At 62.7% G+C, this 25,693-nt stretch carries 23 protein-coding genes; 13 read left to right on the top strand and 10 right to left on the bottom strand.

The features are described from left to right. Positions 1 to 173: 173 nt before the first annotated feature. Entirely contained in the window at positions 174 to 956 is a 783-nt protein-coding gene (locus V1278_RS13875; protein ID WP_334364096.1) for a response regulator transcription factor, read from the bottom strand. A 770-nt stretch (positions 957 to 1,726) separates the two neighbouring features. Between V1278_RS13875 and V1278_RS13880 the strand changes: the two genes are divergently transcribed. From V1278_RS13880 to V1278_RS13890, 3 genes are all read left to right on the top strand, one after another. Beyond that, positions 1,727 to 1,954 carry a hypothetical protein gene (locus V1278_RS13880; protein WP_334381127.1) on the top strand — a complete coding sequence of 76 codons (228 nt, stop codon included), beginning with the start codon at positions 1,727 to 1,729 and terminating at the stop codon, positions 1,952 to 1,954. 265 nt (positions 1,955 to 2,219) lie between these two features. Then, the gene (locus V1278_RS13885; RefSeq protein ID WP_334381128.1) at positions 2,220 to 4,217 is read left to right on the top strand and encodes a VTT domain-containing protein; all 1,998 of its coding nucleotides are present in this window, start codon (positions 2,220 to 2,222) and stop codon (positions 4,215 to 4,217) included. Further along, on the top strand, positions 4,217 to 4,897 hold the full coding sequence (locus V1278_RS13890; RefSeq protein WP_334381129.1) for an endonuclease/exonuclease/phosphatase family protein: 681 nt from the start codon (positions 4,217 to 4,219) through the stop codon (positions 4,895 to 4,897). The genes V1278_RS13885 and V1278_RS13890 overlap by 1 nt, the downstream gene beginning before the upstream one ends. A gap of 23 nt (positions 4,898 to 4,920) precedes the next feature. On the opposite strand, the gene V1278_RS13895 is transcribed toward V1278_RS13890, so the two are convergent. From V1278_RS13895 to V1278_RS13910, 4 genes are all read right to left on the bottom strand, one after another. After that, complete coding sequence (locus V1278_RS13895) at positions 4,921 to 5,112, bottom strand: hypothetical protein (RefSeq protein ID WP_028347481.1); 192 nt, start codon at positions 5,110 to 5,112, stop codon at positions 4,921 to 4,923. Positions 5,113 to 5,202: 90 nt separating this feature from the next. After that, complete coding sequence (locus V1278_RS13900; RefSeq protein ID WP_334381130.1) at positions 5,203 to 5,898, bottom strand: DUF3750 domain-containing protein; 696 nt, start codon at positions 5,896 to 5,898, stop codon at positions 5,203 to 5,205. A gap of 243 nt (positions 5,899 to 6,141) precedes the next feature. After that, positions 6,142 to 7,167: a YihY/virulence factor BrkB family protein gene (locus tag V1278_RS13905; protein ID WP_334381131.1), complete on the bottom strand. Its 1,026-nt coding sequence runs from the start codon at positions 7,165 to 7,167 to the stop codon at positions 6,142 to 6,144. A gap of 120 nt (positions 7,168 to 7,287) precedes the next feature. Next, positions 7,288 to 8,217: a dihydrodipicolinate synthase family protein gene (locus V1278_RS13910; protein WP_334381132.1), complete on the bottom strand. Its 930-nt coding sequence runs from the start codon at positions 8,215 to 8,217 to the stop codon at positions 7,288 to 7,290. A gap of 110 nt (positions 8,218 to 8,327) precedes the next feature. Between V1278_RS13910 and V1278_RS13915 the strand changes: the two genes are divergently transcribed. From V1278_RS13915 to V1278_RS13935, 5 genes are all read left to right on the top strand, one after another. Then, positions 8,328 to 9,512, top strand: a complete 1,185-nt coding sequence (locus V1278_RS13915; protein WP_334381133.1) for a CaiB/BaiF CoA transferase family protein — start codon at positions 8,328 to 8,330, stop codon at positions 9,510 to 9,512. A gap of 511 nt (positions 9,513 to 10,023) precedes the next feature. Beyond that, positions 10,024 to 10,785 (top strand): SDR family NAD(P)-dependent oxidoreductase, encoded by a 762-nt coding sequence (locus tag V1278_RS13920; RefSeq protein WP_334364087.1) that lies wholly within the window; start codon positions 10,024 to 10,026, stop codon positions 10,783 to 10,785. Positions 10,786 to 10,818: 33 nt separating this feature from the next. After that, positions 10,819 to 11,655, top strand: a complete 837-nt coding sequence (locus V1278_RS13925) for an enoyl-CoA hydratase family protein (protein WP_334381134.1) — start codon at positions 10,819 to 10,821, stop codon at positions 11,653 to 11,655. A gap of 201 nt (positions 11,656 to 11,856) precedes the next feature. Beyond that, positions 11,857 to 14,205 (top strand): bifunctional salicylyl-CoA 5-hydroxylase/oxidoreductase, encoded by a 2,349-nt coding sequence (locus tag V1278_RS13930; protein WP_334381136.1) that lies wholly within the window; start codon positions 11,857 to 11,859, stop codon positions 14,203 to 14,205. Between the two features lie 76 nt (positions 14,206 to 14,281). Continuing rightward, positions 14,282 to 15,535, top strand: a complete 1,254-nt coding sequence (locus tag V1278_RS13935; RefSeq protein ID WP_334381137.1) for a flavin-dependent oxidoreductase — start codon at positions 14,282 to 14,284, stop codon at positions 15,533 to 15,535. Between the two features lies 1 nt (position 15,536). On the opposite strand, the gene V1278_RS13940 is transcribed toward V1278_RS13935, so the two are convergent. Together V1278_RS13940 and V1278_RS13945 are read right to left on the bottom strand one after the other, a co-directional pair. Next, complete coding sequence (locus tag V1278_RS13940; protein ID WP_334381139.1) at positions 15,537 to 15,992, bottom strand: cupin domain-containing protein; 456 nt, start codon at positions 15,990 to 15,992, stop codon at positions 15,537 to 15,539. Positions 15,993 to 16,013: 21 nt separating this feature from the next. Next, positions 16,014 to 17,189 (bottom strand): ABC transporter substrate-binding protein, encoded by a 1,176-nt coding sequence (locus V1278_RS13945; RefSeq protein ID WP_334381140.1) that lies wholly within the window; start codon positions 17,187 to 17,189, stop codon positions 16,014 to 16,016. A 214-nt stretch (positions 17,190 to 17,403) separates the two neighbouring features. Between V1278_RS13945 and V1278_RS13950 the strand changes: the two genes are divergently transcribed. Beyond that, entirely contained in the window at positions 17,404 to 17,898 is a 495-nt protein-coding gene (locus V1278_RS13950; protein ID WP_028347469.1) for a MarR family winged helix-turn-helix transcriptional regulator, read from the top strand. Positions 17,899 to 17,981: 83 nt separating this feature from the next. On the opposite strand, the gene V1278_RS13955 is transcribed toward V1278_RS13950, so the two are convergent. Continuing rightward, positions 17,982 to 19,001, bottom strand: coding sequence for an AraC family transcriptional regulator (locus V1278_RS13955; protein WP_334381141.1), 1,020 nt, complete (start codon positions 18,999 to 19,001; stop codon positions 17,982 to 17,984). Positions 19,002 to 19,255: 254 nt separating this feature from the next. On the opposite strand from V1278_RS13955, the gene V1278_RS13960 reads away from it, so the two are divergent. The 4 genes from V1278_RS13960 to V1278_RS13975 all read left to right on the top strand — a co-directional run bounded on the left by V1278_RS13960 (position 19,256) and on the right by V1278_RS13975 (position 23,597). Next, entirely contained in the window at positions 19,256 to 19,705 is a 450-nt protein-coding gene (locus tag V1278_RS13960) for a cupin domain-containing protein (protein ID WP_334364080.1), read from the top strand. Between the two features lie 33 nt (positions 19,706 to 19,738). Further along, complete coding sequence (locus V1278_RS13965) at positions 19,739 to 21,229, top strand: flavin-containing monooxygenase (RefSeq protein WP_334381142.1); 1,491 nt, start codon at positions 19,739 to 19,741, stop codon at positions 21,227 to 21,229. Between the two features lie 186 nt (positions 21,230 to 21,415). Continuing rightward, entirely contained in the window at positions 21,416 to 23,113 is a 1,698-nt protein-coding gene (locus V1278_RS13970) for a benzoate-CoA ligase family protein (RefSeq protein ID WP_334381143.1), read from the top strand. Positions 23,114 to 23,138: 25 nt separating this feature from the next. After that, positions 23,139 to 23,597 (top strand): RidA family protein, encoded by a 459-nt coding sequence (locus tag V1278_RS13975; RefSeq protein ID WP_442893659.1) that lies wholly within the window; start codon positions 23,139 to 23,141, stop codon positions 23,595 to 23,597. A gap of 22 nt (positions 23,598 to 23,619) precedes the next feature. Here V1278_RS13975 and kynA read toward each other — a convergent pair whose 3' ends face one another. Further along, entirely contained in the window at positions 23,620 to 24,459 is an 840-nt protein-coding gene (gene kynA, locus V1278_RS13980) for a tryptophan 2,3-dioxygenase (RefSeq protein WP_334364077.1), read from the bottom strand. Further along, the gene (gene kynU, locus V1278_RS13985; RefSeq protein ID WP_334381144.1) at positions 24,456 to 25,649 is read right to left on the bottom strand and encodes a kynureninase; all 1,194 of its coding nucleotides are present in this window, start codon (positions 25,647 to 25,649) and stop codon (positions 24,456 to 24,458) included. Before kynU ends, kynA begins: the two co-directional genes overlap by 4 nt. Positions 25,650 to 25,693 lie beyond the last annotated feature (44 nt).

Raw genomic sequence — 25,693 nt, forward strand, 5'->3', positions numbered from 1 at the left:
CGGGGTCCTCCTGTTCGATCGCTGTTATATGACGATAATCATATATTGTGGCATTGCAATAGGATGCCGCCGCTTCCCGTAGCGAGGATGCGCTGGCCGACAGATCGAGAAATTGCCGCGAGTTCCGGCAGGAGCGATGAAATGGCAACCGGCGCAATGCCGAAAATCAATCGCTAGTGAGATATGGATGACCTGACCGTCATGGCTGAATCCGGAGTAATCAGTGCGACGGGACTGTCGAAGGAGACGCGCGCCCCGGCGATCGCGACTTGGGTCCGGTTGCTCACGCCCAGCTTGCGCATGATTTCGCGGACATGGACTTTCACCGTCGTTTCGGTCATGCCGAGCTTGCGACCGATCACCTTGTTGGGATCGCCTTGGCAGAGGCAAGCGAGCACCGCGCACTGCCGCTCGGTAAACTCGGGCGCGTTCCGCGCGCCGTTTAGGCCATGGTCGCGCTGCACGCTTACCGCCTTACCGTCGAAGAGGGGCCCTTGCTGGTCGTAAGGACCGTCCTCTGGCCCGAGAGGGGGCGCCTGCGTCTGTTGTTCAGGCTCCGGCGGGCTGAAGGTCTGGCTGGCCAGTATGGCGGTCGCCGGAAAGTAGGTGCCGCCATGGAGGACGAATGAAAGGGCGTGCAACGCAAGCTCGGGTGCCATGGAATTGCTGAAGTAGCCCCGGGCTCCGCAACGGATCGCCGCGACAACGGTGGCGGGATGTTCATCGTCGGAGATGATGGCGAGTGCCGCTTCCCGGCGAAGGGTATGCAACACCTGTATCTCGGTGAAGACCTCGTGGGGAGAGGAGGTGCCGACGCTGTAAATCAGCATCTCGCATTCGCTCCGCTCGATAAGCCTTCTGTGCGCCTCATCGGGATCGAGCGAAATCAGTTCGACCTGTTCGTTGCTGGCCCAGGAACTTAAGAAGCTCTCTGCTCGAGCTCGTCGAAAGGCCATTGCGTCTACAATAAATACAGTCTTCTTGCGTGGGACTGACATAACGCGCCCCCGGATTTTAATACTAGATTCCTTCAGAACCGCTCATAGTTACTGTGAATTAGTTCACTCTGTATCTTAATTGTTCAAAAGAAACTTTACCCTCGTTAACGGGGGATGCCAAGCAGCCCGAATGTGACCGAATGTCGTCAAAAACTGGTCATTAAAGCGTGTTTTCTCATTCCTCGACTGCAAAAAGCCGTACCTCGCAACCTGGCTGATATATCTTTCGATACGTACGCCTGCCCTGACGAAGCAGGTACGATGGTATCGTTGTCGGCCTCGCGCATGTCTGCGGCGGTGCGCAGCCGCAAGGCCTTCCTACCAAAGTCGCCTAGGCTCGACCCGGCGACGTCGGGCCGTCGTCCCGGCCTCATCTGCATTTTCAAATCTCCAAAGCACAGCCTGTGTCGATGGTTGAATATCGCAAGATGCCGCGACTGATCGCATGCGTGCATGTTGTTGGCGAACGTGTGGCGTCATTCTGACCAAGCCGGCCTCCGCAATAGCGCGAGATGCCGGCCCAGCCGGGGTATTGCTCGGCTTGCGGCCGGCAATCATCGACTGCCGGCGCATGGTGCGCCGGTGGATTTCTCGCCATGCATTCGAGACCGAACGTATTTCCTCTCCGGCGGATAGATGAACCGGCGAAGGCGCTTGGCCCAAGGATGCGATTGCCCAAACAGCCACCCGATCACCGGACTCCGTTGCCTGAACGGACACGCGTCAGGATGAGCGCACTCGGGGCGGCGCGATGCCCAAAGTTCGCCGGTCGGGAAGGGGTGACCATCGGCTCCGGCCGCTATCGCAGCACTGTCCGCATCATGTTCGACGGCTTCAAGTCGCCGATCTCGCTGCACAGCACCTACATCGAACCGGTGGTTGAGGAAGAAAGCGTCTCCAGCACGGGCCGGAACACTACGCCCCCGGATCTCACCGATAGGCGCAATCGTCGCTGACGCGCGTGTCTGGTGATTCAACGGCGCGCCGAAGGCGGCGGGACGGAGGCAAGTTCCGCCTGGCTGGAACTGTCGCGGCTGCAGATCGTTGGATTGGCGTCGGGCGAACATTCGTTCGTGATCCCGAACGGGTTTTCTCATCCTGTTGCCGAGGTGCCGTCTGCTGCAAAGCTCATCCATCCTCATTCCTGGCGAAACCGTCTGGAGAAGGTGCAAGGCAGGGCGGCTGACAATCCTCAATGATGCGGCCGCATATTTCGCCGCTTTGCGGGAAGCGCTGCTGCTCGCAACCCGGCAGGTGTACATCATCGGCTGGGACATCCACAGCCAGACCCGGTTTGTCGGGCCCTCCGGGTACGCCGACGACGGCTATCCGCAAGAGCTCGGTGCGTTTCTGAAAGCGCTGCTAAAGGCGAAGCCCGATCTGCGGATCAACATCCTTATCTGGAATTTCCCGGCCCTCTATGCCGCGGAGCGGGAGTGGAATTCGGCCGCCAAGTTCACGGCGCACGCGTCGGACCGGCTGCGCTTTTGTTTCGACTCCAGCCTTCCCTTAGGCTCAGCGCAGCATCAGAAGATCGCCGTCATTGACGGTGCGCTTGGCTTCGTCGGCGGTCTCGACCTGACGATCCGGCGCTGGGACACCAGTGCGCATGAGGCGCATCATCCGCTTCGTACCGATCCCGACGGCAAACCCTATCCGCCGTTTCACGACGTGCAGTGCATGGTGGATGGCGAAGCTGCGGCCAGTCTGACGGAAGTGGCGGAGAACAGATGGCACGCCGCCGGCTGCACGGTCGAAAGACCCGCAGCGACCAAGGGCGAGCGCTGGCCGGCCTCGGTCCCGGTGCAGTGCCGGGGAATGACGGTGGGCATCGCCCGGACCGAGATAGCCACCGCACGCAGTGGCGGCGTGAACGAAGTCGCGCGGCTGTTCGAAGCGTCCATCAATGCGGCCGACCGCTTCATCTATATCGAAAACCAGTTCACCAGCGCCACCGACATCGCGCGCCTCCTGGCGCAGCGGTTGCTGGACGTGCCGCAGCTTCGCGTCCTGATCGTCATGCCGAAGATGCATTCGTCCTGGTTCGAATCGCAGGCCATGCAGAGCGGGCGCGGCGGATTTATCGCCCGGTTCGTATCGGCAGGCGTCATGGACCGGGTCCGCTTTGTCTATCCATCGACGCGCGATGCCGAGCAGGCGGCCGCGGTCATGGTGCACAGCAAGGTGATGATCGTCGACGATCGCGTCCTGCGCGTGGGATCGGCCAACCTCAACAATCGTTCGATGGGGGCGGACACCGAATGCGACCTGGCCTTCGAGGCCACTTCCGACGCGCATTGTGAATATCTCGCCTGGCTTCGCCGTAGTCTGATCGGGCATTTCTGCGGCGTCGATGAACGCGAAATCGAACGCCACGAAGCCGACCTGTTCGGATTTCTCGACCGCCTGGCGGAGGACGACGTCCCGAAATCGTTGCAGCCGATCGATCCGGCCGCGTCGGTCGGCGGCGTGGCGGTCATGGTGCAGCCGGTAGCCGATCCCAGGGAACCGCTTCACCTCGACCGCGCCGCCAATCGCATGTGGACGGCAAGAACCATTTTGGCCGTATCCGGCCTCGCTGCGGCGCTCGCCGGCCTGGCGCTGGCCTGGCAGTACACATCGCTGCGCGATTTCGCCGATGTCGGCTTCGTCTCCTCGATCATCTCGCACCCCGCACGGTCGCAATTCGCGCCGCTGTTTGCGATTGCCGCCTTCGTCGTCGGCGGGCTGGTGGTTTTTCCGGTGCTGGTACTGATCGCCGCAACATCGGCTGCTCTCGGGCCGTGGATGGGTTTCTTGAGCGCGAGCGCCGGCGTGCTGCTCAGCGCGCTCACGCTGTTCTCGATCGGCCGCGTGCTGGGCCAAGCGCGCTTGCAGCGGCTGCTCGGGCGCCGGGCCGCCCGGGTTCAGAGCAGCATTATCGGCAAAGGGGTCATGGCGGTCGCTATGATCCGGATGGTGCCGATCGCTCCGTTCTCGATCGTGAATGTGGTGGCGGGCGCCAGTAAATTGAGCCTGCGCGATTTTGTGCTCGGCACCGTGCTCGGCATGGCGCCGGGAATCGCAGTCATGGCCGCGCTTGGCGCGCAGATCGCGGATCTGGCGCGAAACGCCTCCTGGATCAATGTGCTGCTGCTGGCGCTGGCGATCCTCGCCTGGATTGCGCTGTGCCTTGGCGTGCAGTTCCTGGTGACCTGGCTGGCGGGGCGAAGAACGTGATGGCTACGGTTCGCATCATGACGTGGAACGTTCACGGCATCTTCCACCTCAATCCCGGGTTTGATTTGGATGGCGTCTGTTCCGTCATTCGCCGCTGGTCGCCTGATATCGTGGCCCTGCAGGAGGTCGATTCGCGCGGGAGAACCGACGATCCCTTTGCCCTTCTGGCGAAAGCCGTCGGCGACCACAGCGTCGATGCGCGATCGATCGTCACCGAGGACGGCGACTACGGACAGGTGCTGTTGAGTCGCTGGCCGTTCGCCGAGCCCCCGAAAATTTCCGACGTCTCGTATCAGGAGCGGGAGCCCCGCAGGGCCATTGCCGCACGCATTTTGTCTGATCATGGCGAGGTGAGGGTCATCGCCACACATCTCGGCCTCAGCATCCATGAAAGGCACGCCCAGGCGCATGCCCTGGCCGGGCTGGTGCAGCCGACGCGGACGCTCGTGCTCGGCGATTTCAATGACTGGTTCTGGGTGAAATCGGTGCGGGGCGTGCTGGCGCGGATTTGCCCGGTCCGAACGCGGTTACGGACATTTCCAGCGCGCCTGCCGATGATGCGACTCGACCGAATCTACGCCTCGCCCGATCTCGTGATCCGTTCGGCCTGGACCGATCGCAAGGCGCGCTCCTATTCGGACCATCTTCCCGTCATCGCGGATGTTGCGTTTCCGGAATAGAGGTGTGAGTCAGGTGGGTTTGCTCAGTCGGGTTTGGCCGGGTGCTGCGTTCTGGGGTGGCGCTCATGCAGCAGCACGGCCAGATCGTGACGCAACTCGGAGCGGTTGCGCATCGCGGTTTCGAACAGCGCCTCCTGAATGTCCCGGGGCATGTCACCCCAAACCGCAATCGCGGCCTTGCCGAGCAGTGATGCAAAGGTCTGTTCGTCGGTCATGTCGATGCTCCCGATTTTCGACGTTTGATCGAAACGAAGGTTCCCTATCGATTGAAATCAATCCCATCTCGTCCAGTGACAAATATTGTGTCACGGGCCAAGCGGCAGCCCGAGCCGGCCGACGCCCGGCAGTTTCAATGCGGGGCGGCGGATATCGAAGCCGAGAACGCCTCCGAAAAGATTGAGTTCGATGCCTTCGACCCATCCGATCGTCAGCCCAAGATAACCTCCGAGCGAAGCAAACACGCCGGTCCGCGACGGCGTGAAGCCGGCCCAATTGCCGTGGTAAGGATAATCCTTGCCGATCGCCGTCGGCGGCAACACCGCTTCAAGCTCCGGAACGGCATCCAGTATCGCCTGGATGAACGTGTTGGAGTTCGGACCCGGCCAGGCGCTGTAATCTCCATTGGCCCGAAACTTGTAAGTCTCGATGACCGAGCGGATTTTGGGAATCAGCGCTTCCGCTTTCGGACCATCGAGGCTGACGACCGTTTCGGGAATCTCGCCGAACCAGCGCCCGTCGGCCTGGAATCCGTCGATCCGGATCGGTTCACCCCAGGCCGTGTAATCGTAGCGGCTGTAACGGCTGGCCCCGCGCTCCTTCACGACGATCCAGGTGTGAACCGCGAATATCCCGCGCCAGCGTACGGTTCGTGCCGCGAACACCCTGATCACGGCATCGGTGTGTTCGGAAGCTTTGGCAAGAAGCCCGGCGCTTGAACGGTCCGCCGTTTGCCAGTTCGCGCGCCTGTCGCCGAGCAGGTATTTCACGGCGGAAACAGCCATGGGAACGAGCATGAGCAGAAGGAAAATGACGAGGTATTTCTTCACGGCGGGAATCAATGTGAGCGGGCACTTGATGTAATGGCTTCAACTCTGATTTCCAGTTCAGCGCTGCGCAATTTTAGCGATCAAAAACGCAGAACGCCGAGCGCAAAAAGCAGGCCGACGGTCACGGCAGCCGAAAATAACAGCGAGCCAAGACATCCCAGCCTGTTCGAGAAAAACAGGAACATTGCGCTTCTGCGCCTATGATTTCGCTTCTCCGACCGTGTCGGCCATCTTCGCCCCACGCTGGCCCAACGGCTTGTTTCCGCCCTCCGTGCTGTCGGCTGCGGTCTGATGCTCGATCTCCGCATTGAGTTCGGCACCGAGCAACACGACGATCGTGGACATCCACATCCACATCATCAAGCCGATCGCGGCCCCGAGCGAGCCGTACGTCGCGTCGTAGTTTGCATAATTGGAAAGGTAGAACGACAGCAAGGCCGATCCCGCAAGCCATGCCAGCGTTGCAACCACGCTGCCGACGCTCAGCCAGCGCCATTGCGGCGAGCGGCGGCTTGGTCCGAACCGGTAGAGCACCGCGAGGCCAAACAGCATCATCAGGACCAGGACAGGCCAGCGTCCGAATCGAAACAGCGCATCGGTGACGGCTCCGAGCCCGATCGTGGACAGAACGATCGGAAGCGCGACCACGGAACCGATGGTGAGAAGCACCGCCACCAGTCCGCCAAAGGTGAGTGCGAGGGAAACCGCATTGAGCTTGAAGAAGCCGCGCTTCTCGTCCTCGTCATAGACCACATTGAGCGCATCGATGATAGCCTTGATGCCGCCATTGGCGCTCCATACGGCAAGCAGGAAAGAGAACAGAAACGCCAGCCCCAGCGTGACCTCGCCCTTGGCCAGTACGCGATTGACCTGATCTCTGACGATGCCGAGCGCGCCCTCTGGCAGGATGCCCGCAAGCATCGTCATGTGATCGTTGATCGTACTTGCCTTGGCGAACAGCGCGTAGGACGAGACGAGGGCGGTGACTGCCGGGAAAAGGGCAAGCAGGCCATAGAAAACGACACCTGCGGCAACGGCGAGCAGCCGGTCTTCGCCGACCTGCTGATAGGTCCTGATCAGGATATCCTTCCACCCTCTCCAGGGAATCTGCCACGGAGACACCGCACGGCGGCCGCGGCCCCGATCGCCTGGAGCTCCTGAAGCATCCGGCTGTCCGTTGGCTGGCTCAGGCTTCGTGTCGTGCCTGCAACTCACATGGCTCATGACGAACCGTCCCGCGTCTCTACGCCTCAATGCGCAGGAAGCGGCGACGTTCCTCGATCAAGTCGTGATGAGCAGGCGGCTATACAGTGCCGAAGAGCGGTGCCGGCTGACGGTGGCGATCTACCGCCCCCAGCGCAACACCACGGGATCGAGCTGGCGGGCGATTTCGATGAGACCGGCGCGCGCCGCCGGGTGAACCCTTTGCAGCGGATGACGAACCGCGTCCGAACCGATCACGCCGCCTTCCTTCATCAGGATCTTGGCGGCCTGCAAGCCGCACTGGCGGTTCTCGTAATTGATCAGCGGCAGCCAGCGCGCATAGGCTGCCATCGCTTCCTCGCGGCGGCCTGCGAGATAGGGATCGATGATCTGCCGGATGCCATCAGGGTAGCCGCCCCCCGTCATGGCGCCGGTCGCCCCGGCGTCGAGATCGGCCATCAGCGTGATCGCTTCCTCGCCGTCCCAGGGACCTTCGATGCTGTCGCCGCCGGCCGCGATCAGATCGCGAAGCTTCGCCGCCGCCATCGGCACCTCGATCTTGAAATAGCGGATATTCGGAATTTCCCGCGCCATGCGCGCCAGCAGGTCGACCGAAAGCGGCGTCCCGGCAACGGGCGCATCCTGGATCATGATGGGAATGTCGATGGCGTCGGAGACGGTGCGATAGAACTCGAAAATAGCCTTTTCCGGCACGCGGAAAGTGGCGCCGTGGTACGGCGGCATGATCATTACCATCGCCGCGCCCGCGTCCTGGGCCTGGCGGCTGCGCTCGGCGCAGATGCGTGAACCGAAATGCGTCGTCGTCACGATCACCGGCACGCGGCCGGCGATGTGCTCCAGCACCGCGACCATCACCTTTTCGCGCTCGGCATCGGTGAGGACGAACTGCTCGGAGAAATTGGCCAGAATGCACAGGCCGTTCGAGCCGGCGTCGATCATGAAATCGATGCAGCGCCGCTGGCCTTCGAGATCGAGCTCCCCCTGATCGTCGAAGATGGTCGGAGCGACGGGGAAGACGCCGCGATAGGGCCGTTGTGCAGTCGGGGTCATTTAGGGATGTTCCGTTCGAAAGGGATCAGTGATTGTATGGCCGTCCCATTCATTCATCAACATGATAGAAGGCTCGTGACAATCGAGCAGTCAGACAAGGAAAAAGACCGATGGGGGGAGTTCTGGAGGGCATTCGTGTCCTCGATTTCGGGCGCTATATCGCGGGGCCGTATTGCGCGACATTGCTGGCGGAGTTCGGTGCGGAAGTCATCCGGGTGGAAAAGCGCGACGGCAGCGAGGACCGTTTCGTGGCGCCGGTCGGCGAAGGCGGCGAGGGCGCGTTGTTCCTGCAGGTCAACCGCAACAAGAAATGCATCACGCTCGATCCGATGAAGCCGCAAGGCCAGGAGGTGATGCGCCGACTGGTTGCGACATCAGACGTCGTCGTCGCCAACCTGCCGCCGCAGACGCTGCGCGCGATGAAGCTCGACTATGACTCGCTGAAGGCGATCAAGCCGGACATCATCCTGACGACCGCGACCGCTTTCGGCGGGCCGGGACCATGGTCGGATCGCGTCGGCTTTGACGGCGTTGGCCAGGTGATGTCGGGCGCGGTCTTCATGACGGGCAAGGGCGATCCGCCGTACCGGGCCGCGGTGAACTGGATCGACTTCGGCACCGCGCTGCATTGCGCCTTCGGCACGCTCGCCGCGCTGATCGAGCGCGGCAAATCCGGCCGCGGGCAGATCGTCGAGGGCGCGCTGCTCGCGACCGCGCTGTCTTTCACCAACGCAATGCTGATCGAGCAGGCGGTGATATCAGCCAACCGCGTGCCCACGGGCAATCTCGGCCAGACCGCGGCGCCCGCCGATATCTACCGCACCAAAGACGGCTGGGTGCTGTGCCAGGTCACCGGCCATCCGCTGTTCATCCGCTGGGCCAGATTGATGGGCGAGGATCATTGGCTCAGCGATCCCCGCTTCGCCGACGACATCAAGCGAGGCGATCACGGTCCCATTATCAGTGAGCGAATGGCGCGCTGGTGCGCCGAGCGCACCACGCAGCAAGCCATCGATACGCTCGGCCAGGCGATGATTCCGGCAGGTCCCGTGCTGAGCCCGCAACAGGCGCTGGAGCATCCGCACATCCGCGCCACTGGTTTCATGCAGGATGTCGATTATCCCGGCTTGCCGAACCCCGCGCCAGTGGCGCGCGCCGCGGTGCGGCTTTCGGAGACCCCAGGCGAAATCGTCGCGCGCCCGCCGACGCTCGGCGAGCACACCGATCGCGTGCTGGCCGACATCGGTTACGACGCCGACGCGATTGCAGCGCTGCGAAGAGACGGGATTATATAGCGCTTAGCTGCCGTAGGGTTGGCAAAGGAGCGTCAACGACGTGCCCATCATCCATCGTCGTCCCAGCGAACGCACTAGTGGATGCACACATGTTGCAGTGCGATTCAGGCTTCATATGCAATTTTAGAATCGAAGATGCGAGCTCATCGAAATTTTGGAATCGAGGCTGGCGTTTTCGCGCAAGATCGGAATCCAGCGCTTCGGTGGGGTGGAGAGCGCGCGCAGCAAAACTACGTCGCAACACTTGAGAAGTGCAAAAACCCTTGGCTTTTCATGAGTATTTGCGGCGCAACAAGTGTGCATGCCCTAGAGCGAACGCAGGGACCCATAACCACCGGCTTGCGTTGTTGAAGAAAGCCGTCGACCAGCGCACCCAAATAATTTCCGCCGCGGAGTATGGGTCCCTGCGTTCGCAGGGACAACCGGACCGCCGCAACGAATGCGCGCCCCTTCCTTGCAAAAGCTTGAAGTTTAAAATATATGCTGAACCCTGATCCTGGAGGCTTGACCGATGTCCCAATTGTCGCGTTCCTCCCATGCGCTCGTCACCGGCGGCGGGCGGGGCATCGGCCTTGCGATATCGGCGGCGCTGTCGAAAGCTGGTGCAACGGTAACGGTGCTCGGGCGCAACCGCGCGACATTGGATGAAGCGGTTGCGTCCGGCGCAGCGCGGTTTGCAGCCGTCGCTGATGTCGCCGACCAGGCTTCCGTCAAGTCGGCCGTTGCGGAAGCCGCCGCGCGGCAGCCGATCGATATCCTCATTGCCAATGCCGGCGCGGCGGAGTCCGCGCCGTTCGGCCGCTCCGACGCGACGCTGTTCCAGCGGATGATTGACGTCAATTTCATGGGCGTGGTCCACGCCACGCAAGCCGTATTGCCGGGAATGATCGAGCGCCGCCGCGGCCGGATCGTTGCGGTGGCTTCCACCGCGGGCCTCAAGGGCTACGCTTATGTCAGCGCCTACAGCGCGGCGAAACACGCGGTGATCGGCCTTGTCCGTTCGCTGGCGCTGGAGACGGCCAAGAGCGGCGTTACCGTGAATGCCGTGTGTCCCGGCTTCACCGAGACCGATCTGCTGGAAGGCTCGATCGACAACATCATCAAGAAGACCGGCCGCAGCCGCGAGCAGGCGATCGCGGAGTTGTCAAAGCACAATCCGCAGGGACGTCTCGTGGCGCCGTCGGAAGTGGCTGATACCGTGCTCTGGCTCTGTGGCGAGGGCGCAGGCGCCATCACTGGACAGGCCATCGCGGTTGCCGGTGGCGAGGTCTAAGCGGTCAACGACAATGCAATTCAGGGAGATCCCATGAGCAAGCCTGCCAACCCCGTCACGCTGCCGCTGGCCGACTATTCGCCGAAACATTTTGTGCTGGCGGTCGTGGATCGCGTCGCCACGGTGACGCTCAATCGTCCTGAGCGAAAGAATCCGCTGACCTTCGAAAGCTACCGCGAGCTCACCGATTTCTTCCGCGCCTGCGCGATGGATGACGAAGTCAAAACCATCGTCGTCACAGGCGCGGGCGGCAACTTCTCGTCCGGCGGCGACGTGTTCGAGATCATCGGCCCCTTGATCCAGATGGACACCAAGGGACTGACCGCCTTTACCCGCATGACCGGCGACCTGGTGAAAGCGATGCGGGCCTGCCCGCAGCCGATCGTTGCCGCCGTCGAGGGCATCTGCGCCGGCGCGGGCGCGATCATGGCCATGGCCTCGGATCTGCGCCTGGCCGCCACCGGCGCCAAGGTCGCCTTCCTGTTCAACAAGGTCGGGCTCGCCGGTTGCGACATGGGCGCCTGCGCGATCCTGCCGCGCATCATCGGGCAATCACGGGCGTCGGAACTGCTCTACACCGGCCGCTTCATGACCGCGGAGGAGGGCGAGCGCTGGGGCTTCTTCAGCCGCATCGTTACGCCGGACGCGGTGCTGCCGCAGGCGCAGCTTCTGGCCAAGCAGATTTCGGAAGGACCCACCTTCGCCAACACCGTGACCAAGCGTATGCTGGCGATGGAATGGGCAATGTCGGTGGAGGAAGCGATCGAGGCCGAGGCGGTGGCGCAAGCGCTCTGCATGACCACGGAAGATTTCGCGAGGGCGTTCGAGGCGTTCTCGAACAAGCGAACCCCGGTGTTTCAGGGGAATTGAGGCCCATTCATCCCCTCATGGTGAGGAGGCGCGTTAGCGCCGTCTCGAACCATGCAGCCCCGTGGCCCATCCTTCGAGACGCGGCCTAAAGGCCGCTCCTCAGGATGAGGGCGGAGAGGTGGTAACAGGGGCTTGCTCCGAAATTACTTTAGGCTTAAAGTAATTTGGAACTAGCCCGACAGCCTGTTTCGGAGGCGGTAGATGAAGATCGCGATTATCGGCGGCGGACCGGCCGGTCTCTATGCCGCGATCCTCTTGAAGAAACAGCGGCCGCAGGCCGAGATCACCGTCTATGAGCGCAACCGCGCCGACGACACCTTCGGCTTCGGCGTCGTGTTCTCCGATGCCACGCTGGACAATTTCGAAAAGTACGATCCGCCGAGCTACCGCCGCATCACCCAGGAATTCGCCTATTGGGACGACATCGCCGTGCATTTCCGCGGCACCGTCCACCGCGTCGGCGGCAACGGCTTTTGCGGCTGCTCGCGTCGCACGCTGCTGTTGATCCTGCAGGAGCGCGCCCGCGAACTCGGGGTCACATTGCTGTTCGAAATCGATATCGACGACGAAGCCCGTTTCGCCGACACCGATCTCATCGTGCTCGCCGACGGCATCAACAGCCGCTTCCGCGACAAGCACATCGAGCATTTCCAGCCGCAGATCGACCTGCGCTCCAACAAATTCGCCTGGATGGGCTCGACCCGGCCGCTCGACGCCTTCACCTTCATCTTCCAGGAGACAGAGTGGGGCCCGTTCATCGCGCACGCCTATCAGTATGAAGCCGGCCGCTCGACGTGGATCTTCGAGACCGACGCCGAAACCTTCCACCGCGCCGGCCTCGAAGGCCTCAGCGAACGTGAGTCCGCCGATCGCATGGCCGAAATCTTCGGCTGGTTCCTCGACGGCCATCCGCTACTGATCAACCGCTCGATGTGGCGCAATTTTCCGATGATCCGCAGCCAGCGCTGGATCAAGGACAACATGGTGCTGCTTGGCGACGCCAAGGCGACCGCGCATTTCTCGATCGGCTCGGGCACCAAGCTCGCGATGGAAGACGCGATTGCGCTCGCCGACGCCATGGCGCAGGCGCCGACCGTCGACGCCGCGTTGCAGACCTATGAGCAGGGGCGGCGCGAGGAGGTCGAGAAGATCCAGCACGCCGCCGACGTGTCGCTGGTCTGGTTCGAGCACGTCGACCGCTTCTGGGATTTCGATCCCGTGCAGTTCGCGTTCGGCGTCATGACCCGCGCCAAGGCGATCACCTACGATAACCTCACGCTGCGCGCGCCGGAGTTCGTCCGCGAAGTCGACAAGGCGTTTGCGAAGCAGGTTCGCGCCAAAGGATTCGATGTCGACCTCGACAAGCCGACGGCGCCGATGTTCCAGCCGCTCAGGCTGCGGGAGATGGAAGTGAGGAACCGCGCGGTGGTGTCGCCGATGTGCATGTATTCGGCGAAAGACGGCGTGCCCGGCGATTTCCACCTGGTGCATTACGGCTCGCGCGCCATCGGCGGCGCGGGACTGATCTTCACCGAGATGACTTGCGTCGGCCGCGACGCGCGCATCACGCCCGGCTGCACTGGTCTATGGAACGACGAGCAGCAGACCGCCTGGACGCGCATCGTCGATTTCGTCCACGCCAATTCGGCCGCCAAGATCTGCCTGCAGCTCGGTCATGCCGGCCGCAAGGGCGCAACCAAATTGATGTGGGAGGGGATGGACCGGCCGCTGGAAGAGGGCGGCTGGGATACGATCTCGGCGTCACCATTGCCTTACTTCCCCGACAGCCAGGTGCCGCGCGAAATGGATCGCGCCGCGATGGGCCGCGTCAAGGAAGAGTTCGTGGCGGCCACGTTGCGCGGCGTGGCCTGCGGTTTTGACATGCTGGAGCTGCACTGCGCCCATGGCTATCTGCTGGCGAGCTTCATCTCGCCGCTGACCAACCAGCGCACCGACAAATATGGCGGCACGCTCGCCAACCGGCTGCGCTATCCGCTCGAAGTGTTCGAGGCGATGCGCGCGGCGTGGCCGGCGCACAAGCCGATGTCGGTTCGCATCTCGGCGACCGACTGGGCCGCGGGCGGCATCACCGGCGATGACGCGGTCGCGATCGCGCGCGCCTTCGCCGAAGCCGGCGTCGATCTCGTCGATGTCTCGACGGGCCAGACCGTGCGCGACGCGCAGCCGATCTATGGCCGGATGTTCCAGACGCCGTTCTCCGATCAGGTCCGGAACGAGGCCCGCGTCGCGACCATGTGCGTCGGGAACATCACCACCGCAGACCAGGTGAACACGATTCTGGCCGCCGGTCGCGCCGATCTCGTCGCGCTCGCCCGGCCGCATCTGGTCGATCCGTTCTTCACGATGCGGGCTGCGGCCTGGTATGGCGCCGACATTGCCTGTCCGCCGCAATATCTGCCCGGCAAGGAACAGATTTTCCGCAACAGCGTACGCGACCGGCAGGATTTCGAGGACCTCAAGGTTAAGGCTAAACCGAAAACCCGCGCCGAGCTGAAAGCCGAGGCGACAAAGCCGCTTGCGGCCGAATAGGCCGGATGGCAGGCTCTATCGTTCCCTCGCCCCGCGCCAGCGGAGAGAGGTCGAAGAATAGAGTGGAGTTACGCGCATGAAAGCGATCATCGTCGGAGGCGGCATCGGAGGCCTTACCACCGCGCTGATGCTGCGCGCCCGCGGCATCGATTGCGAAGTGTTCGAGCAGTCCGACACCATCCGCGAACTCGGCGTCGGCATCAACACACTGCCGCATGCGATCAGAGAACTAACCGCCCTCGGCCTGTTGGACCGGCTCGACGCTACCGCTGTTCGTACCGATCAACTGTACTATCTCAGCCGCCACGGCCAGGAGGTCTGGCGCGAACCGCGCGGCCTCGATGCCGGACACGACGTGCCGCAATTCTCGGTCCACCGCGGCCGCCTGCAAAGCGTGATTCATCGCGCCGTCGAGGAACGGCTCGGCAACGAGGCGATCCACACCGGTTGCCGCCTCGGCGCGTTTGCCCAGCATGAAGGCGGCGTGGTCGCGCACTTCTTCGACCGCACCGGCTCCCACGTCGAAACCGCGCGCGGCGATATTTTGGTCGGCGCCGACGGCATTCATTCGCGCGTGCGCGAGATGCTGTTTCCGGACGAGGGACCGCCGTGCTGGAACGGCTTGATGCTGTGGCGCGGCGCGCGCGACTGGCCGGCGTTCCTGACCGGCCGCTCGATGATCGTGGCCGGCGGCTTGAATGCCAAGGTCGTGGTCTATCCGATTGCGGAAGGCTCAAGTCCATCGAGCCGGCTGACCAACTGGGCGGTGCTGGTGAAGATCGGTGACGGCAATTCGCCGCCGCCGCGCCGCGAGGATTGGTCGCGGCCCGGCAAGCGCGAGGAGCTGATGCCGCATGTCGAGCGCTTCAAGGTGCCATATGTCGACGTGCGTAGCCTGATCTCGGCGACGCCGGAATTTTACGAATATCCGTGCTGCGACCGCGATCCCTTGCCGTACTGGACCTGGGGCCGGGTGACGCTGCTCGGCGACGCCGCGCATCCGATGTATCCAGTCGGATCGAATGGCGCCTCGCAAGCGATCCTCGACGCGCGGGCACTGGCCGATGAACTGGCGCGCGCCGAACATCCGCGCCAGGCGCTGGTTGCCTATGAGAAGAAGCGCCTGCCGATGACGGCGGAGATCGTGCGCGCGAACCGCCGCGGCGGCCCCGAGGGCGTGATCGACGCCGTCGAGCAACTGGCGCCGGACGGCTTTACCGATATCGAAAAGGTGTTGAGCCACGCCCAGCGCGAAGCGATCGTGCGCGGCTATGCGTCGAAGGCCGGCTTCGCCGCGCCGCAGGTCGGGCTCGCGGCGGTGCGGGCGTAACTCACGCCCCCGGAGGCGGCGGCAGGAAGTGGATGTTGTGCTCGGCCGCCAGCGCCACCACCGCGTCCGGCTTCTGCTCCTTCATGTTGTGGATCGCCCAGAACAGGTCGTAGAGCCGCCGTGTCGGCGAGACCCAGAACAGCGTCTTCGCGGTCCGTCCCGACTTGTTGAAGATGCCGTGCGGCTTGCCCATCGGCAGGCGAACCAGATCGCCGGGTGTCGCCTGCGTATCGGCGCCGTCGAGAAAGAAGTCGAGCTGCCCTTCCAGGATGTAGAGATACTCGTCCTGATCGGGATGGATGTGCGGCGGCACAAAAGTCTCGGGCGGCAACGTCGCATGCCAGGAGAAGGAATGCTCGGTGATGCTCTTCGGCACATAGGTCTGACCGAGGATGCTCCAGGAAATTCCCTGGATTCCCTCGTTGGCGCGGGTAATGCCGGCGATTTCAGTCTTCATAGTGTCGCTCCCTCTCGATTGTTATTTCGCGGCCGTGCAATCCTTGGCATAGCGATCGCCGTAGTTGGAAAACACCTTCTCGACGATCTCGGTCTGGAATTTGCCGTCCGGACGCTTGGCGACCTTGGTCAGATAGAAATTCTGGATCGGATAGCCATTCACGTTGAACTTGAAGTCGCCGCGCAGCGAAGTGAACTCGGCCTTCTTCAGCGCGGCCGAGACCGCGTCCTTGTTCTTCAGATCGCCCTTCACCGCCTTCACCGCGCTGTCGATCAGCATGGCCGTATCATAGCCCTGCATCGCGTAGGTGCCGGGCACGCTGTTATAGGCAGCCTCGTAAGCAGCGACGAATTTTTTGCTGTGGGGATTGTCCATGTTCGGCGCCCAGTTGGCGCCGCCGAACATGCCGACGGCGGCATCCTGCTGCGCGGGCAGGGTCGATTCGTCGACCGTGAACGCCGACAGCACCGGGATCTTGTCGGCGAGGCCGGCCTGCCGGTACTGCTTGACGAGGCCGACGCCCATGCCGCCCGGCATGAAGGTAAACAGCGCATCGACCTTGGAGGAGGCGATCTTGGTCAGCTCGACCTGGAAATCCAGCGTGCCGAGCGGTGTATAGCTCTCCTCGACGATCTCGCCCTTGTAGTCGAGCTTGAATCCGGCCGCCGAATCCTTGCCGGCCTGATAGTTCGGCACCAGCACGTACATGCGCTTGTAGCCGCGGTCCTGGGCGACCTTGCCGAGGATCTCGTGAACCTGGTCGTTCTGGTAAGAGGTCACGTAGAAGAACGGGCTGCACTCCTTGCCGGCATAGCTCGACGGTCCCGCGTTCGGGCTGATCAGGAACGTCTTGTTCCCCGTCACTGGCCGGTGAATGGCCTGCAGGATGTTGGAGAAGATCGGCCCGACGACGAAATCCACCGTCTCGCGCTCGAGCAGGCCCTTGGCCTTGGTCACGGCGCCATCGGGCTTGAGTTCGTCGTCGACGACGATCACCTCGACGTCCTTGCCGGCCATCTTGCCGCCGAGATCCTTGACTGCGAGCTGGAAGCCGTCGCGGGATTGCTGGCCGAGTACGGCCGCCGGGCCGGACAAGGTCGTAATCACGCCGATCTTGATCTTCTCCTGCGCTGCGGCCGGAGCGGCGGCAAACCCCAGCAAAACGGCAAGCCCTGTCAGTTTCAACGACTGCTTCATGATTATTCCTCCGTTCGGCGGCCCTGCAGCCAAAACCTACGCTACATCAAATGCTCGGGGTGCAGCTTATTCTGACGGCGACGGCACCCGCAAGCGCAACGCCTCCATGCAAGCCATGCGCCAATTGCTTGAAACTTAAAGAAATCTGGGCAATGATCCCAAGCTGAGCTCTGTTCGAGCTCGCCGAAAGTTAAAATGCAGACAAGATAGGATCATGACTCTCGATTCAGAGACCAAGGCCGTCGAACTCCCGGAGCATCATGGCGACGAACTCAGGCTGTGGCTTCGCCTCCTGACCTGCACGACCTTGATCGAGGGCGAGGTACGCAGCCGCTTGCGCGAGCGCTTCGACGTCACGCTGCCGCGGTTCGACCTGATGGCCCAGCTCGACAAGGTGCCGGAGGGCATGACGCTGTCCGATGTCTCCAAGCGGATGATGGTTTCGAATGGCAACGTCACTGGCCTCGTCGAGCGCCTGGTCGAATCCGGGCATCTCGACCGCCGCACCTCGGAGGTCGATCGCCGCGTGCAGGTGATCCGCCTGACCAAGGCCGGTCGTGCCGAATTCCGCAAAATGGCGGCGGAACACGAGTTATGGATCGCCGATATTTTTGGAGACCTGACACCGAAGGACGTCCGCGAGCTGATGCGCCTCTTGGCCAAGACCAAAACTTCGGCGCAGAAATCCGCGAGAGCGCGGGGCGACTGAAGTTGACACCGGAAGTGTGACCCGTTGAGCGCCGAAGTGGACTACGAGGTCGAATACAACAATCGCGCAGGAGTCGCCGGGCGCTAGTTGATCCCGCGCATGGTCGCTGACGGCGTTTCGCCGAACTTGGCGCGATAGGCGCTTGCCATCCTGCTTAGGTGTGTAAAGCCGAGCTCGAATGCGATATCGGTGATGCTGTCGTTAGGGGAGGCGACGGCCAGTCTGACGTTGAGGTGCGCGAGGCGGATGTCGCGCAGCATCTCGGAAATCGATGTGCCGAAATGCCGCCGGAAGCCGAGCTGTAGCGCACGGATGCCCGTGCCTGCGGCTGCAGCAAGGCGCACGAGATCGAGCGGCTCGTCCGCGTGCGCGTATAAGAACTCGCGCGCCCGTCGCAACGATTGTGGCAGCGTTTCGGCCCGTCCGCCAAACCGGTCGATCGCGTCGCTGGCGCTGTGATGCTGACCGTGGAGCAAAGCACCCAACAACGCCTCGCGTATACTGGCTGCTGTTATCGGCGAAAGTGGCCTTCGCGGTCCGAGGTGCTCGGCAAGATCGACGACCTCCAAAATCTGCGACTGAAGCGCGCGGCCGGCTGCGGAGGAGAGGTCGACCGCGTGCTCGAACTCGACCGCGCCTGCCGGCCGCCCCGATAATGCCGCGGCCCGTTGCTCTATCAGGCGGCGGTCGACCAGCAGAATGATCTGGGCGCAATTGCTCCGCCAAGTCATTCGCGTCGGGATCGTCGGCGACAACAGCGAGGCGCTGGCGCCGGGAGCGGTTGCGATGTCGCACGAGGCCGTCTGGATCCGTGCCGAGCCGTGCACGGGAATTTGCAACAGGAAGAAACGCTCGAGGCAGCCGGGGTCGATCAACACCGACCCGCCATAGGCGACGTAGTTGATGGAAAATCCGCCAAAGACGGCGCTGTTATGCAGCGCGAAGAATTCGGCTGATGTCCCGCGCTCGGGCATCAGTCGATGCGGGCAGAATATCCGGCCGATCGCGGCGGCAGCGTCATCGACGCTGCCGGTCGAAACGCGGTTGAACGCCGCCAGCCGGACGGTCGGGTCATGCCTGACAATGCTGGTGCCCGTCTCCACGATCCGGCCCTCCGCATTATTTGAAGCCTATAATATCTCTCGGAGCCGTGGTTGGAAAGGCGATTTGGTAGTCGTGGGTGCCTGGTCGGAAGGCAACGCGGTCTGCTCGTCATTCTGCGCCGCAGCAATCTGAAAAATTTCGCGCGAAGCCGGCCGGATTCGTTTTCCGGCTAGACGGCCGCTTCGGCTCGATCCAGCCTGCACGAACTATTTTTCGGACATCGCAACCACACCAACCGCGAGAGGAGGGCGACATGGCCGCGCTCGAAAAAGGCATCACCAAGAACGGCACCGGCTACGGCGGCAAGACCTGGAATATTCTCGGTCAGGTCTACTTCCCCAAGGCCGTGACTGATTCAACCTTCGCCTTCGAGACCAACAGCGAGCCCGGACAATTCGTGCCGGTGCACGTTCACCCGACGCAGGATGAATTCATCCTGGTGCAGGAGGGCGTTCTCGATCTCAAGCTCGACGGCGTCTGGGTGCAGGCCAAGGCCGGAGACCTGGTTCGGATGCCACGCGGCATCCCGCATGGCTACTTCAACAAATCAGACAAGCCGGCCCGCGCGCTGTTCTGGGTGTCGCCGATGCAGAAGCTCGAAGCGCTGTTCAACCAGCTTCACAATCTGACCGACCCCGAAGAGGTGGTCCGGATCTCGGCGCAGCATGAGGTGAACTTTTTGCCGCCCGAGGCCAACGAATAGCTCCCTGAACTCATCCTCGCTGGAGACGTCGTCATGGTCAGCCGAAAGAAAGTCTGCGTCATTGGCGCCGGCGTATCCGGACTTGCGGCCGCAAAAGCCTTCGCCGCGCGCGGACATCAGATCACGCTCGTCGAGCGCAGCGGCGATCTTGGCGGCGTCTGGGAACCGGCGCGGTCCTATCCCGAGGTGCAAACGCAGAGCCCGAAGGATTTATACCGCTACACCGACAAGGCCATGCCGGATTCCTATCCGGAATGGCCGAAGGGTCCGCAGGTCCACGCCTACCTGACCGAATACGCAAAGGACAACGATCTCCTCGGCGCGATCCGCTTCAACACGACCGTGGTGCAAATGGATCGTCGGCCCGACTCTGCGCCGGGCTGGCGGCTCGATCTGCGTGGGCCGGACGGCGGCGTCAGTCATGAAGACTTCGATTTCGTCGCGGTATGCACCGGGCAGTTCAATGAGCCGCAGATACTCAGCCTGCCGGGCGAAGACGCCTTCAAGGCGCAGGGCGGGCGCATTCTGCATTCCTCGCAATACAACGACCCGGCGATTGCCAAAGGCCGCAGGATCGTCGTGCTCGGCGGCTCGAAGTCGGCGACCGATATCGCCGTCAACGCGGTCAATTCCGGGGCGGCCGAAGTGACGCTGGTGTACCGCGAGCCGGTGTGGCGGATTCCCTATTTCATCGGCGGCTTGGTCAATTTCAAACGCATTCTCTACATCCGCGCGCAGGAGGAGATGTTCCGGAGCTGGGGCATCGGCGCGATGTCACAGTTCGCGCATGCGGTGGCAAAGCCGCTCGTCTGGGCCAACTGGCGCGGGCTGGAGAGCCTTCTGAAAATTCAGCTCAAGCTCGGCAAATGCGACATGGTGCCGAAAGAGCGGATCGAAGACGGCGTCAACTGCTCGGTGCCGATCGCGACACCGGGATTCTTTGCGATGGTCGCGGACAAGCGCATCAAGGCTATCAGAGGCAGTTTTGAGCGCTATGATGGCAATACGATCGTGATGACCGGCGGGCAGCGCGTCCAGGCCGATGTGGCCGTGCTCGCGATCGGCTACAAACTGGGTGTGCCGTTCCTGCCGCAGGCTTACCGGGACAGACTGATCGATCCCGACGGGCAGTATCGGCTCTATCGGCTGATTGCCAACCCGGACCTGCCCGAAATGGGATTCGTCGGCTTCAACTCCAGCTTCTGCACAGTGCTGTGCGCAGACCTCGCCGCGAACTGGCTCGTGCGCTATGCCGACGGCCAGCTCATCCGTCAGCCGACGCCCAAGGAAATGCGCGACAACATCGAGATGATGCTGCGTTTCAAGCGCGTCGAGCGGCCGGCCGCCGGCGTCTATGGCGGGCTGTGCGTCGCGCCCTATCACTTCAAGCATTTTGACGAATTGCTCGCCGACATCGGCGTATCCGGACGAAGGCGCAATCCGCTGGTGGAGAAATTTACCCCGCCCGATGCCGCCGCCTACGGCCGCTTCCTCGCCGCGGCGCCGGACTACCGGGTCGCCTGATGGGGCGAGTTCCCGGCAGGGGGCGCGCGGCCGTTAATCTCTACCGTGGGAATACGCGATTCCACCCTTGATTCCACCCTTGCGAAAAATTGTTTTAAGCCTAAAATGATTTGTGAGACGGCGTTGCCGGGCGTCCTCGATATTGATCTCGAGCCTTTCATGGATGGAAGCGAGGGGAGATTAAAAATGTCAGGTAACACTCCCAGCCGGACCCTTGGCCGGTCTCTCGGCCCGTCGGGGCACGTCGACGATTTTACGCGGCGAAATCTGCCGCCATCAGAGCAATGGCCGGATCTGCTGCTCGATCGGCCGGAATTTCAGTATCCCGAATATCTCAACGCCGCAGTCGAACTGACCGATCGGGTCGTCGAAGAAGGCTGGGGCGATCGGATCGCACTGATCGGCAACGGCCGCCAGCGCACCTACAAGGAACTGGCTGACTGGTCCAACCGCCTCGCGCATGCGCTGGTGGAGAACTACGGCGTCAAGCCCGGCAACCGCGTCCTGATCCGCTCCGGCAACAACCCGGCGTTGGTCGCGGCGTGGCTCGCGGCCACAAAAGCAGGCGCCGTCGTCGTCAACACCATGCCGATGCTGCGCGCCGGTGAATTGAGCAAGATCGTCGACAAGGCGGAGATTGCGCTGGCGCTGACCGATAGCCGCATCGCCGATGAACTGGTCGCGTGCGCGAAGACCAGCCGCTTCCTGAAGCAGGTGGTGAATTTCGACGGCACGTCCAACCATGATGCCGAGCTCGACCGGGTGGCGCTGAACAAGCCGGTCCGGTTCAACGCGGTGAAGACAGGGCGCGACGACGTCGCCCTGTTGGGATTTACCTCGGGCACGACGGGCGAGCCGAAGGCGACGATGCATTTCCATCGCGACCTCATGATCATTGCGGACGGCTATGCCAGGGAAGTGCTCAACGTTACAGAGGACGACGTTTTCGTCGGCTCGCCGCCGCTGGCCTTTACCTTCGGGCTCGGAGGGCTGGCAATCTTCCCCCTGCGCTTCGGCGCAACGGCGACGCTATTGGAAAACGCGTCGCCGCCCGAGATGGTCAAGATCATCGAGACCTACAAGGCGACGATCTGCTTCACCTCGCCGACCGCGTATCGCGCGATGATGGCGGCGATGGATAATGGCGCCGACCTGTCGTCGCTGCGGCTGGCGGTTTCCGCCGGCGAGACATTGCCGGCGCCGGTGTTCGAAGGCTGGACCCGCAAGACCGGCAAGACCATTCTTGACGGCATCGGCTCCACGGAATTGCTGCACATTTTCATTACTAACCGGATCGGCGATGCGGTGGCAGGGACGACTGGACATCCCGTGACGGGCTACGAGGCAAAAATCGTCGACGACGACATGAACGAATTGCCGCCCGGCACCATCGGCAAGCTCGCGGTGCGCGGGCCGACCGGCTGCCGCTATCTCGCCGACGCAAGGCAGTCGAACTATGTGCGCGACGGCTGGAATCTGACGGGCGATACCTTTGTCCGCGACGCGAATGGCCGATTGTCCTTTGTCGCCCGCTCGGACGACATGATCGTCTCCTCCGGCTACAACATCGCAGGCCCCGAGGTCGAAGCGGCGCTGCTGTCGCATCCCGCCGTCGCCGAATGCGGCGTGGTCGGCGCGCCCGACGAGGCGCGGGGCATGATCGTCAAGGCTTACGTGGTTCTGGCCGGCGGCGCTGCTGCCGACGCTGCGCTGACGCAGGCCTTGCAGGATCACGTCAAGCAGACGATTGCACCCTATAAATATCCGCGTGCGATCGAATATGTCGCGCAACTGCCGAAGACCGAGACCGGCAAGCTGAGGCGCTTTGCGCTGAGGCAGATGGCTGCGGCCGGCCCGGCGTCGCCAAGCGTTGCCGCGGAATAATTTCTAACCTGATGGAGAAAAGCCGGTGACCGCCCCCAAAGGCCCCACACTGAGCGTGGTGCCTCATCCCACGACCGACACCTCGCCGCCGGGCCCGCAAGTGCTGCAGCCGAGCGGCTGGCCGATGCCGAAAGGCTACGCCAACGGCATAGCGGCCGACGGCCGGCTCGTGGTGACCGGCGGCGTGATCGGCTGGGATACGCAGGGCCGCCTGGAGCCCGATTTCGTCGCGCAGGTGCGCCAGACGCTATCCAACATCGCCGAGATTCTAGCCGAGGGCGGCGCCGGACCTGAGCATCTGGTGCGCCTGACCTGGTATGTCGTCGACATCGAGGAGTATCTCGCGAGCCTGAAAGAACTCGGCCGCGTCTACCGCGAGATTTTCGGCGCGCACTATCCGGCGATGGCGCTGGTGCAGGTAGTGCGCCTGGTCGAGAAGGAAGCCCGCGTCGAGATCGAAGCGACGGCGGTGGTGCCGCGCTGAAACCTTCTTATCGGGTGTCGTCTTAAAGCTCTGTTCTCAGCCTCCAGAGTTCCGGAAAAAGTTCGACTTCGAGCATCTTGCGCAAGTAGAAGACGCCCGACGTGCCGCCGGTCCCGCGCTTCAGGCCGATGATGCGTTCGACGGTCGTGACGTGGTTGAAGCGCCAGCGGCGGAAATAGTCTTCGAAATCGACCAGCTTTTCCGCAAGCTCGTAGAGCATCCAGTGTTTCGCTGGCGACGCATAGATAGTCTTCCAGGCCTTCAAAACCTCGTCGTTTGGCGTGCGCGTGACGCGCCAGTCGGTTCGGCGCGCGTCTTCGCCGATGTCGAAACCATTGCGCGCCAGCAGCAGCAACGCCTCGTCATAGAGGCCCGGCTCAGCGAGAATTTCCTCGAGCTTGGCCATGATGTCGGCGCGGTGGGCATGCGGGCCAAGCAGCGCCAAATTGCGATTGCCGGCGAGAAACTCGATCGCGCGGTACTGGTACGACTGAAAACCCGAGGACTGCCCGAGCTGATCGCGAAACTCGGTGTATTCGCTGGGTGTCATCGTCCGCAACACGTCCCAGGCGGTATTGAGCTGCTCGAAGATCCGGGCGACGCGCGACAGCATCTTGAAGGCAGGATGCAACTGGTCGTGGCGGATCGCCTTGATGGCGGAACGGATTTCGTGGATGGCCAGCTTCATCCAGAGTTCGGAAGTCTGGTGCTGGATGATGAACAGCAGTTCGTCATGCGCGTCCGAGAGCGGCTCTTGCGCGTCCAGAACGCGTTCCAGATGCAGATAATCGCTGTAGGACATGCGCCCGTCGAACGACATCTGGGCTGCCTCATGCGAGGAGTCGTCGGGCTTGCCAGTCATGTAACGAGCGCCTTTTTGCGATAGTCCGCGGTATCCCAGCGGCGATTGGTCAAGACGTCGGCGAGGACGTCGACTGCCGCGCGAACCTCGGCTTCTCCGATGTAGAGCGGCGTAAAGCCGAAGCGCATCATGTCCGGCGCGCGGAAGTCGCCTATCACGTCGCGCGCGATCAGCGCCTGCATGATCGCGTAGCCATCCGGGTGACGAAATGAAACCTGGCTGCCGCGCCGCTTTCCGTTCCGCGGCGAAGCCAGCGTCAGCTCGGGACAACGTCGTTCGACTTCGCGGATGAACAGGTCGGCGAGCGCGATCGATGCATCGCGCACGTCGGTCATGCTGACGCCGTCCCAGACGTCGAGGGCGGCGTCGAGCGCGGCCATCGCAATGATCGGAGGCGTACCCACTCGCATTCGCTCAATGCCCGGCCCGGCCCGATAGTCGAGGTCAAAGGCAAAGGGCGCATGATGACCCATCCAACCGGAAAGCGCTGGCCGCGCCGTATCGGCGTGCTTCGGCGCAACATAGATGAAGGCTGGCGCGCCAGGACCGGCATTGAGATATTTGTAGGTGCAGCCGACGGCGAAATCGGCTTCGGTTCCTTCCAAGTCGACCGGAATCGCGCCCGCGGAATGCGCCAGATCCCAGACCGTCAAGGCGCCGGCGGCATGCGCCCTGCGCGTCAGCGCGCTCATGTCGTGCAGCCGGCCGGTGCGATAGTCGACCTCGGTCAGCATCAGCACCGCGACCGTCTCGTCGATGGCGCCTTCGACGTCTTCGGGGGCCACGACTTTCAACTCGTAGCCACGGCCGAGCGTTTCAAGCAGACCGCTGGCAATGTAGAGATCGGAAGGAAAGTTGCCGGTGTCCGACAAGATCACGCGCCGCGACGGATTGAGTTCGAGCGCCGAGGCCAGCGCCTGGTAGACTTTGATCGACAGCGTATCGCCCACCACAACTGTCCCGTCGGCAGCGCCGATCAACCGGCCGATGCGGTCGCCGACACGCCGCGGCTGCGTCATCCACCCGGCGACGTTCCAGCCCTTGATAAGGTGCTTGCCCCATTCATCCGACATCATGCGGCCGACGCGATCGGCGGCTGCAACGGGCAGGGGACCGAGCGAATTGCCGTCCAGATAGATCACGCCATCCGGGATGGCGAACAGGGATTTTGTTCGCGTGAAATCGGTCATGTCATTCCCTGGCCCGCGCCCCCTGGAATTATTCGCGCTGATAT

It is taken from the genome of Bradyrhizobium sp. AZCC 1577, from assembly GCF_036924575.1.
Taxonomy (GTDB): Bacteria; Pseudomonadota; Alphaproteobacteria; order Rhizobiales; family Xanthobacteraceae; genus Bradyrhizobium.

Excerpts from the sequence above, each read along its gene's own strand:
- V1278_RS13880 (WP_334381127.1), top strand. The coding sequence starts at position 1,727 with ATGAGCGCACTCGGGGCGGCGCGATGCCCAAAGTTCGCCGGTCGGGAA.
- V1278_RS13925 (WP_334381134.1), top strand. The coding sequence starts at position 10,819 with ATGAGCAAGCCTGCCAACCCCGTCACGCTGCCGCTGGCCGACTATTCG.
- V1278_RS13945 (WP_334381140.1), bottom strand. The coding sequence starts at position 17,189 with ATGAAGCAGTCGTTGAAACTGACAGGGCTTGCCGTTTTGCTGGGGTTT.
- V1278_RS13930 (WP_334381136.1), top strand. The coding sequence starts at position 11,857 with ATGAAGATCGCGATTATCGGCGGCGGACCGGCCGGTCTCTATGCCGCG.
- kynU (WP_334381144.1), bottom strand. The coding sequence starts at position 25,649 with ATGACCGATTTCACGCGAACAAAATCCCTGTTCGCCATCCCGGATGGC.
- V1278_RS13950 (WP_028347469.1), top strand. The coding sequence starts at position 17,404 with ATGACTCTCGATTCAGAGACCAAGGCCGTCGAACTCCCGGAGCATCAT.
- V1278_RS13935 (WP_334381137.1), top strand. The coding sequence starts at position 14,282 with ATGAAAGCGATCATCGTCGGAGGCGGCATCGGAGGCCTTACCACCGCG.
- V1278_RS13910 (WP_334381132.1), bottom strand. The coding sequence starts at position 8,217 with ATGACCCCGACTGCACAACGGCCCTATCGCGGCGTCTTCCCCGTCGCT.
- V1278_RS13970 (WP_334381143.1), top strand. The coding sequence starts at position 21,416 with ATGTCAGGTAACACTCCCAGCCGGACCCTTGGCCGGTCTCTCGGCCCG.
- V1278_RS13920 (WP_334364087.1), top strand. The coding sequence starts at position 10,024 with ATGTCCCAATTGTCGCGTTCCTCCCATGCGCTCGTCACCGGCGGCGGG.
- kynA (WP_334364077.1), bottom strand. The coding sequence starts at position 24,459 with ATGACTGGCAAGCCCGACGACTCCTCGCATGAGGCAGCCCAGATGTCG.
- V1278_RS13900 (WP_334381130.1), bottom strand. The coding sequence starts at position 5,898 with ATGGCTGTTTCCGCCGTGAAATACCTGCTCGGCGACAGGCGCGCGAAC.
- V1278_RS13960 (WP_334364080.1), top strand. The coding sequence starts at position 19,256 with ATGGCCGCGCTCGAAAAAGGCATCACCAAGAACGGCACCGGCTACGGC.
- V1278_RS13895 (WP_028347481.1), bottom strand. The coding sequence starts at position 5,112 with ATGACCGACGAACAGACCTTTGCATCACTGCTCGGCAAGGCCGCGATT.
- V1278_RS13915 (WP_334381133.1), top strand. The coding sequence starts at position 8,328 with ATGGGGGGAGTTCTGGAGGGCATTCGTGTCCTCGATTTCGGGCGCTAT.
- V1278_RS13940 (WP_334381139.1), bottom strand. The coding sequence starts at position 15,992 with ATGAAGACTGAAATCGCCGGCATTACCCGCGCCAACGAGGGAATCCAG.
- V1278_RS13965 (WP_334381142.1), top strand. The coding sequence starts at position 19,739 with ATGGTCAGCCGAAAGAAAGTCTGCGTCATTGGCGCCGGCGTATCCGGA.
- V1278_RS13875 (WP_334364096.1), bottom strand. The coding sequence starts at position 956 with ATGGCCTTTCGACGAGCTCGAGCAGAGAGCTTCTTAAGTTCCTGGGCC.
- V1278_RS13890 (WP_334381129.1), top strand. The coding sequence starts at position 4,217 with ATGGCTACGGTTCGCATCATGACGTGGAACGTTCACGGCATCTTCCAC.
- V1278_RS13905 (WP_334381131.1), bottom strand. The coding sequence starts at position 7,167 with ATGAGCCATGTGAGTTGCAGGCACGACACGAAGCCTGAGCCAGCCAAC.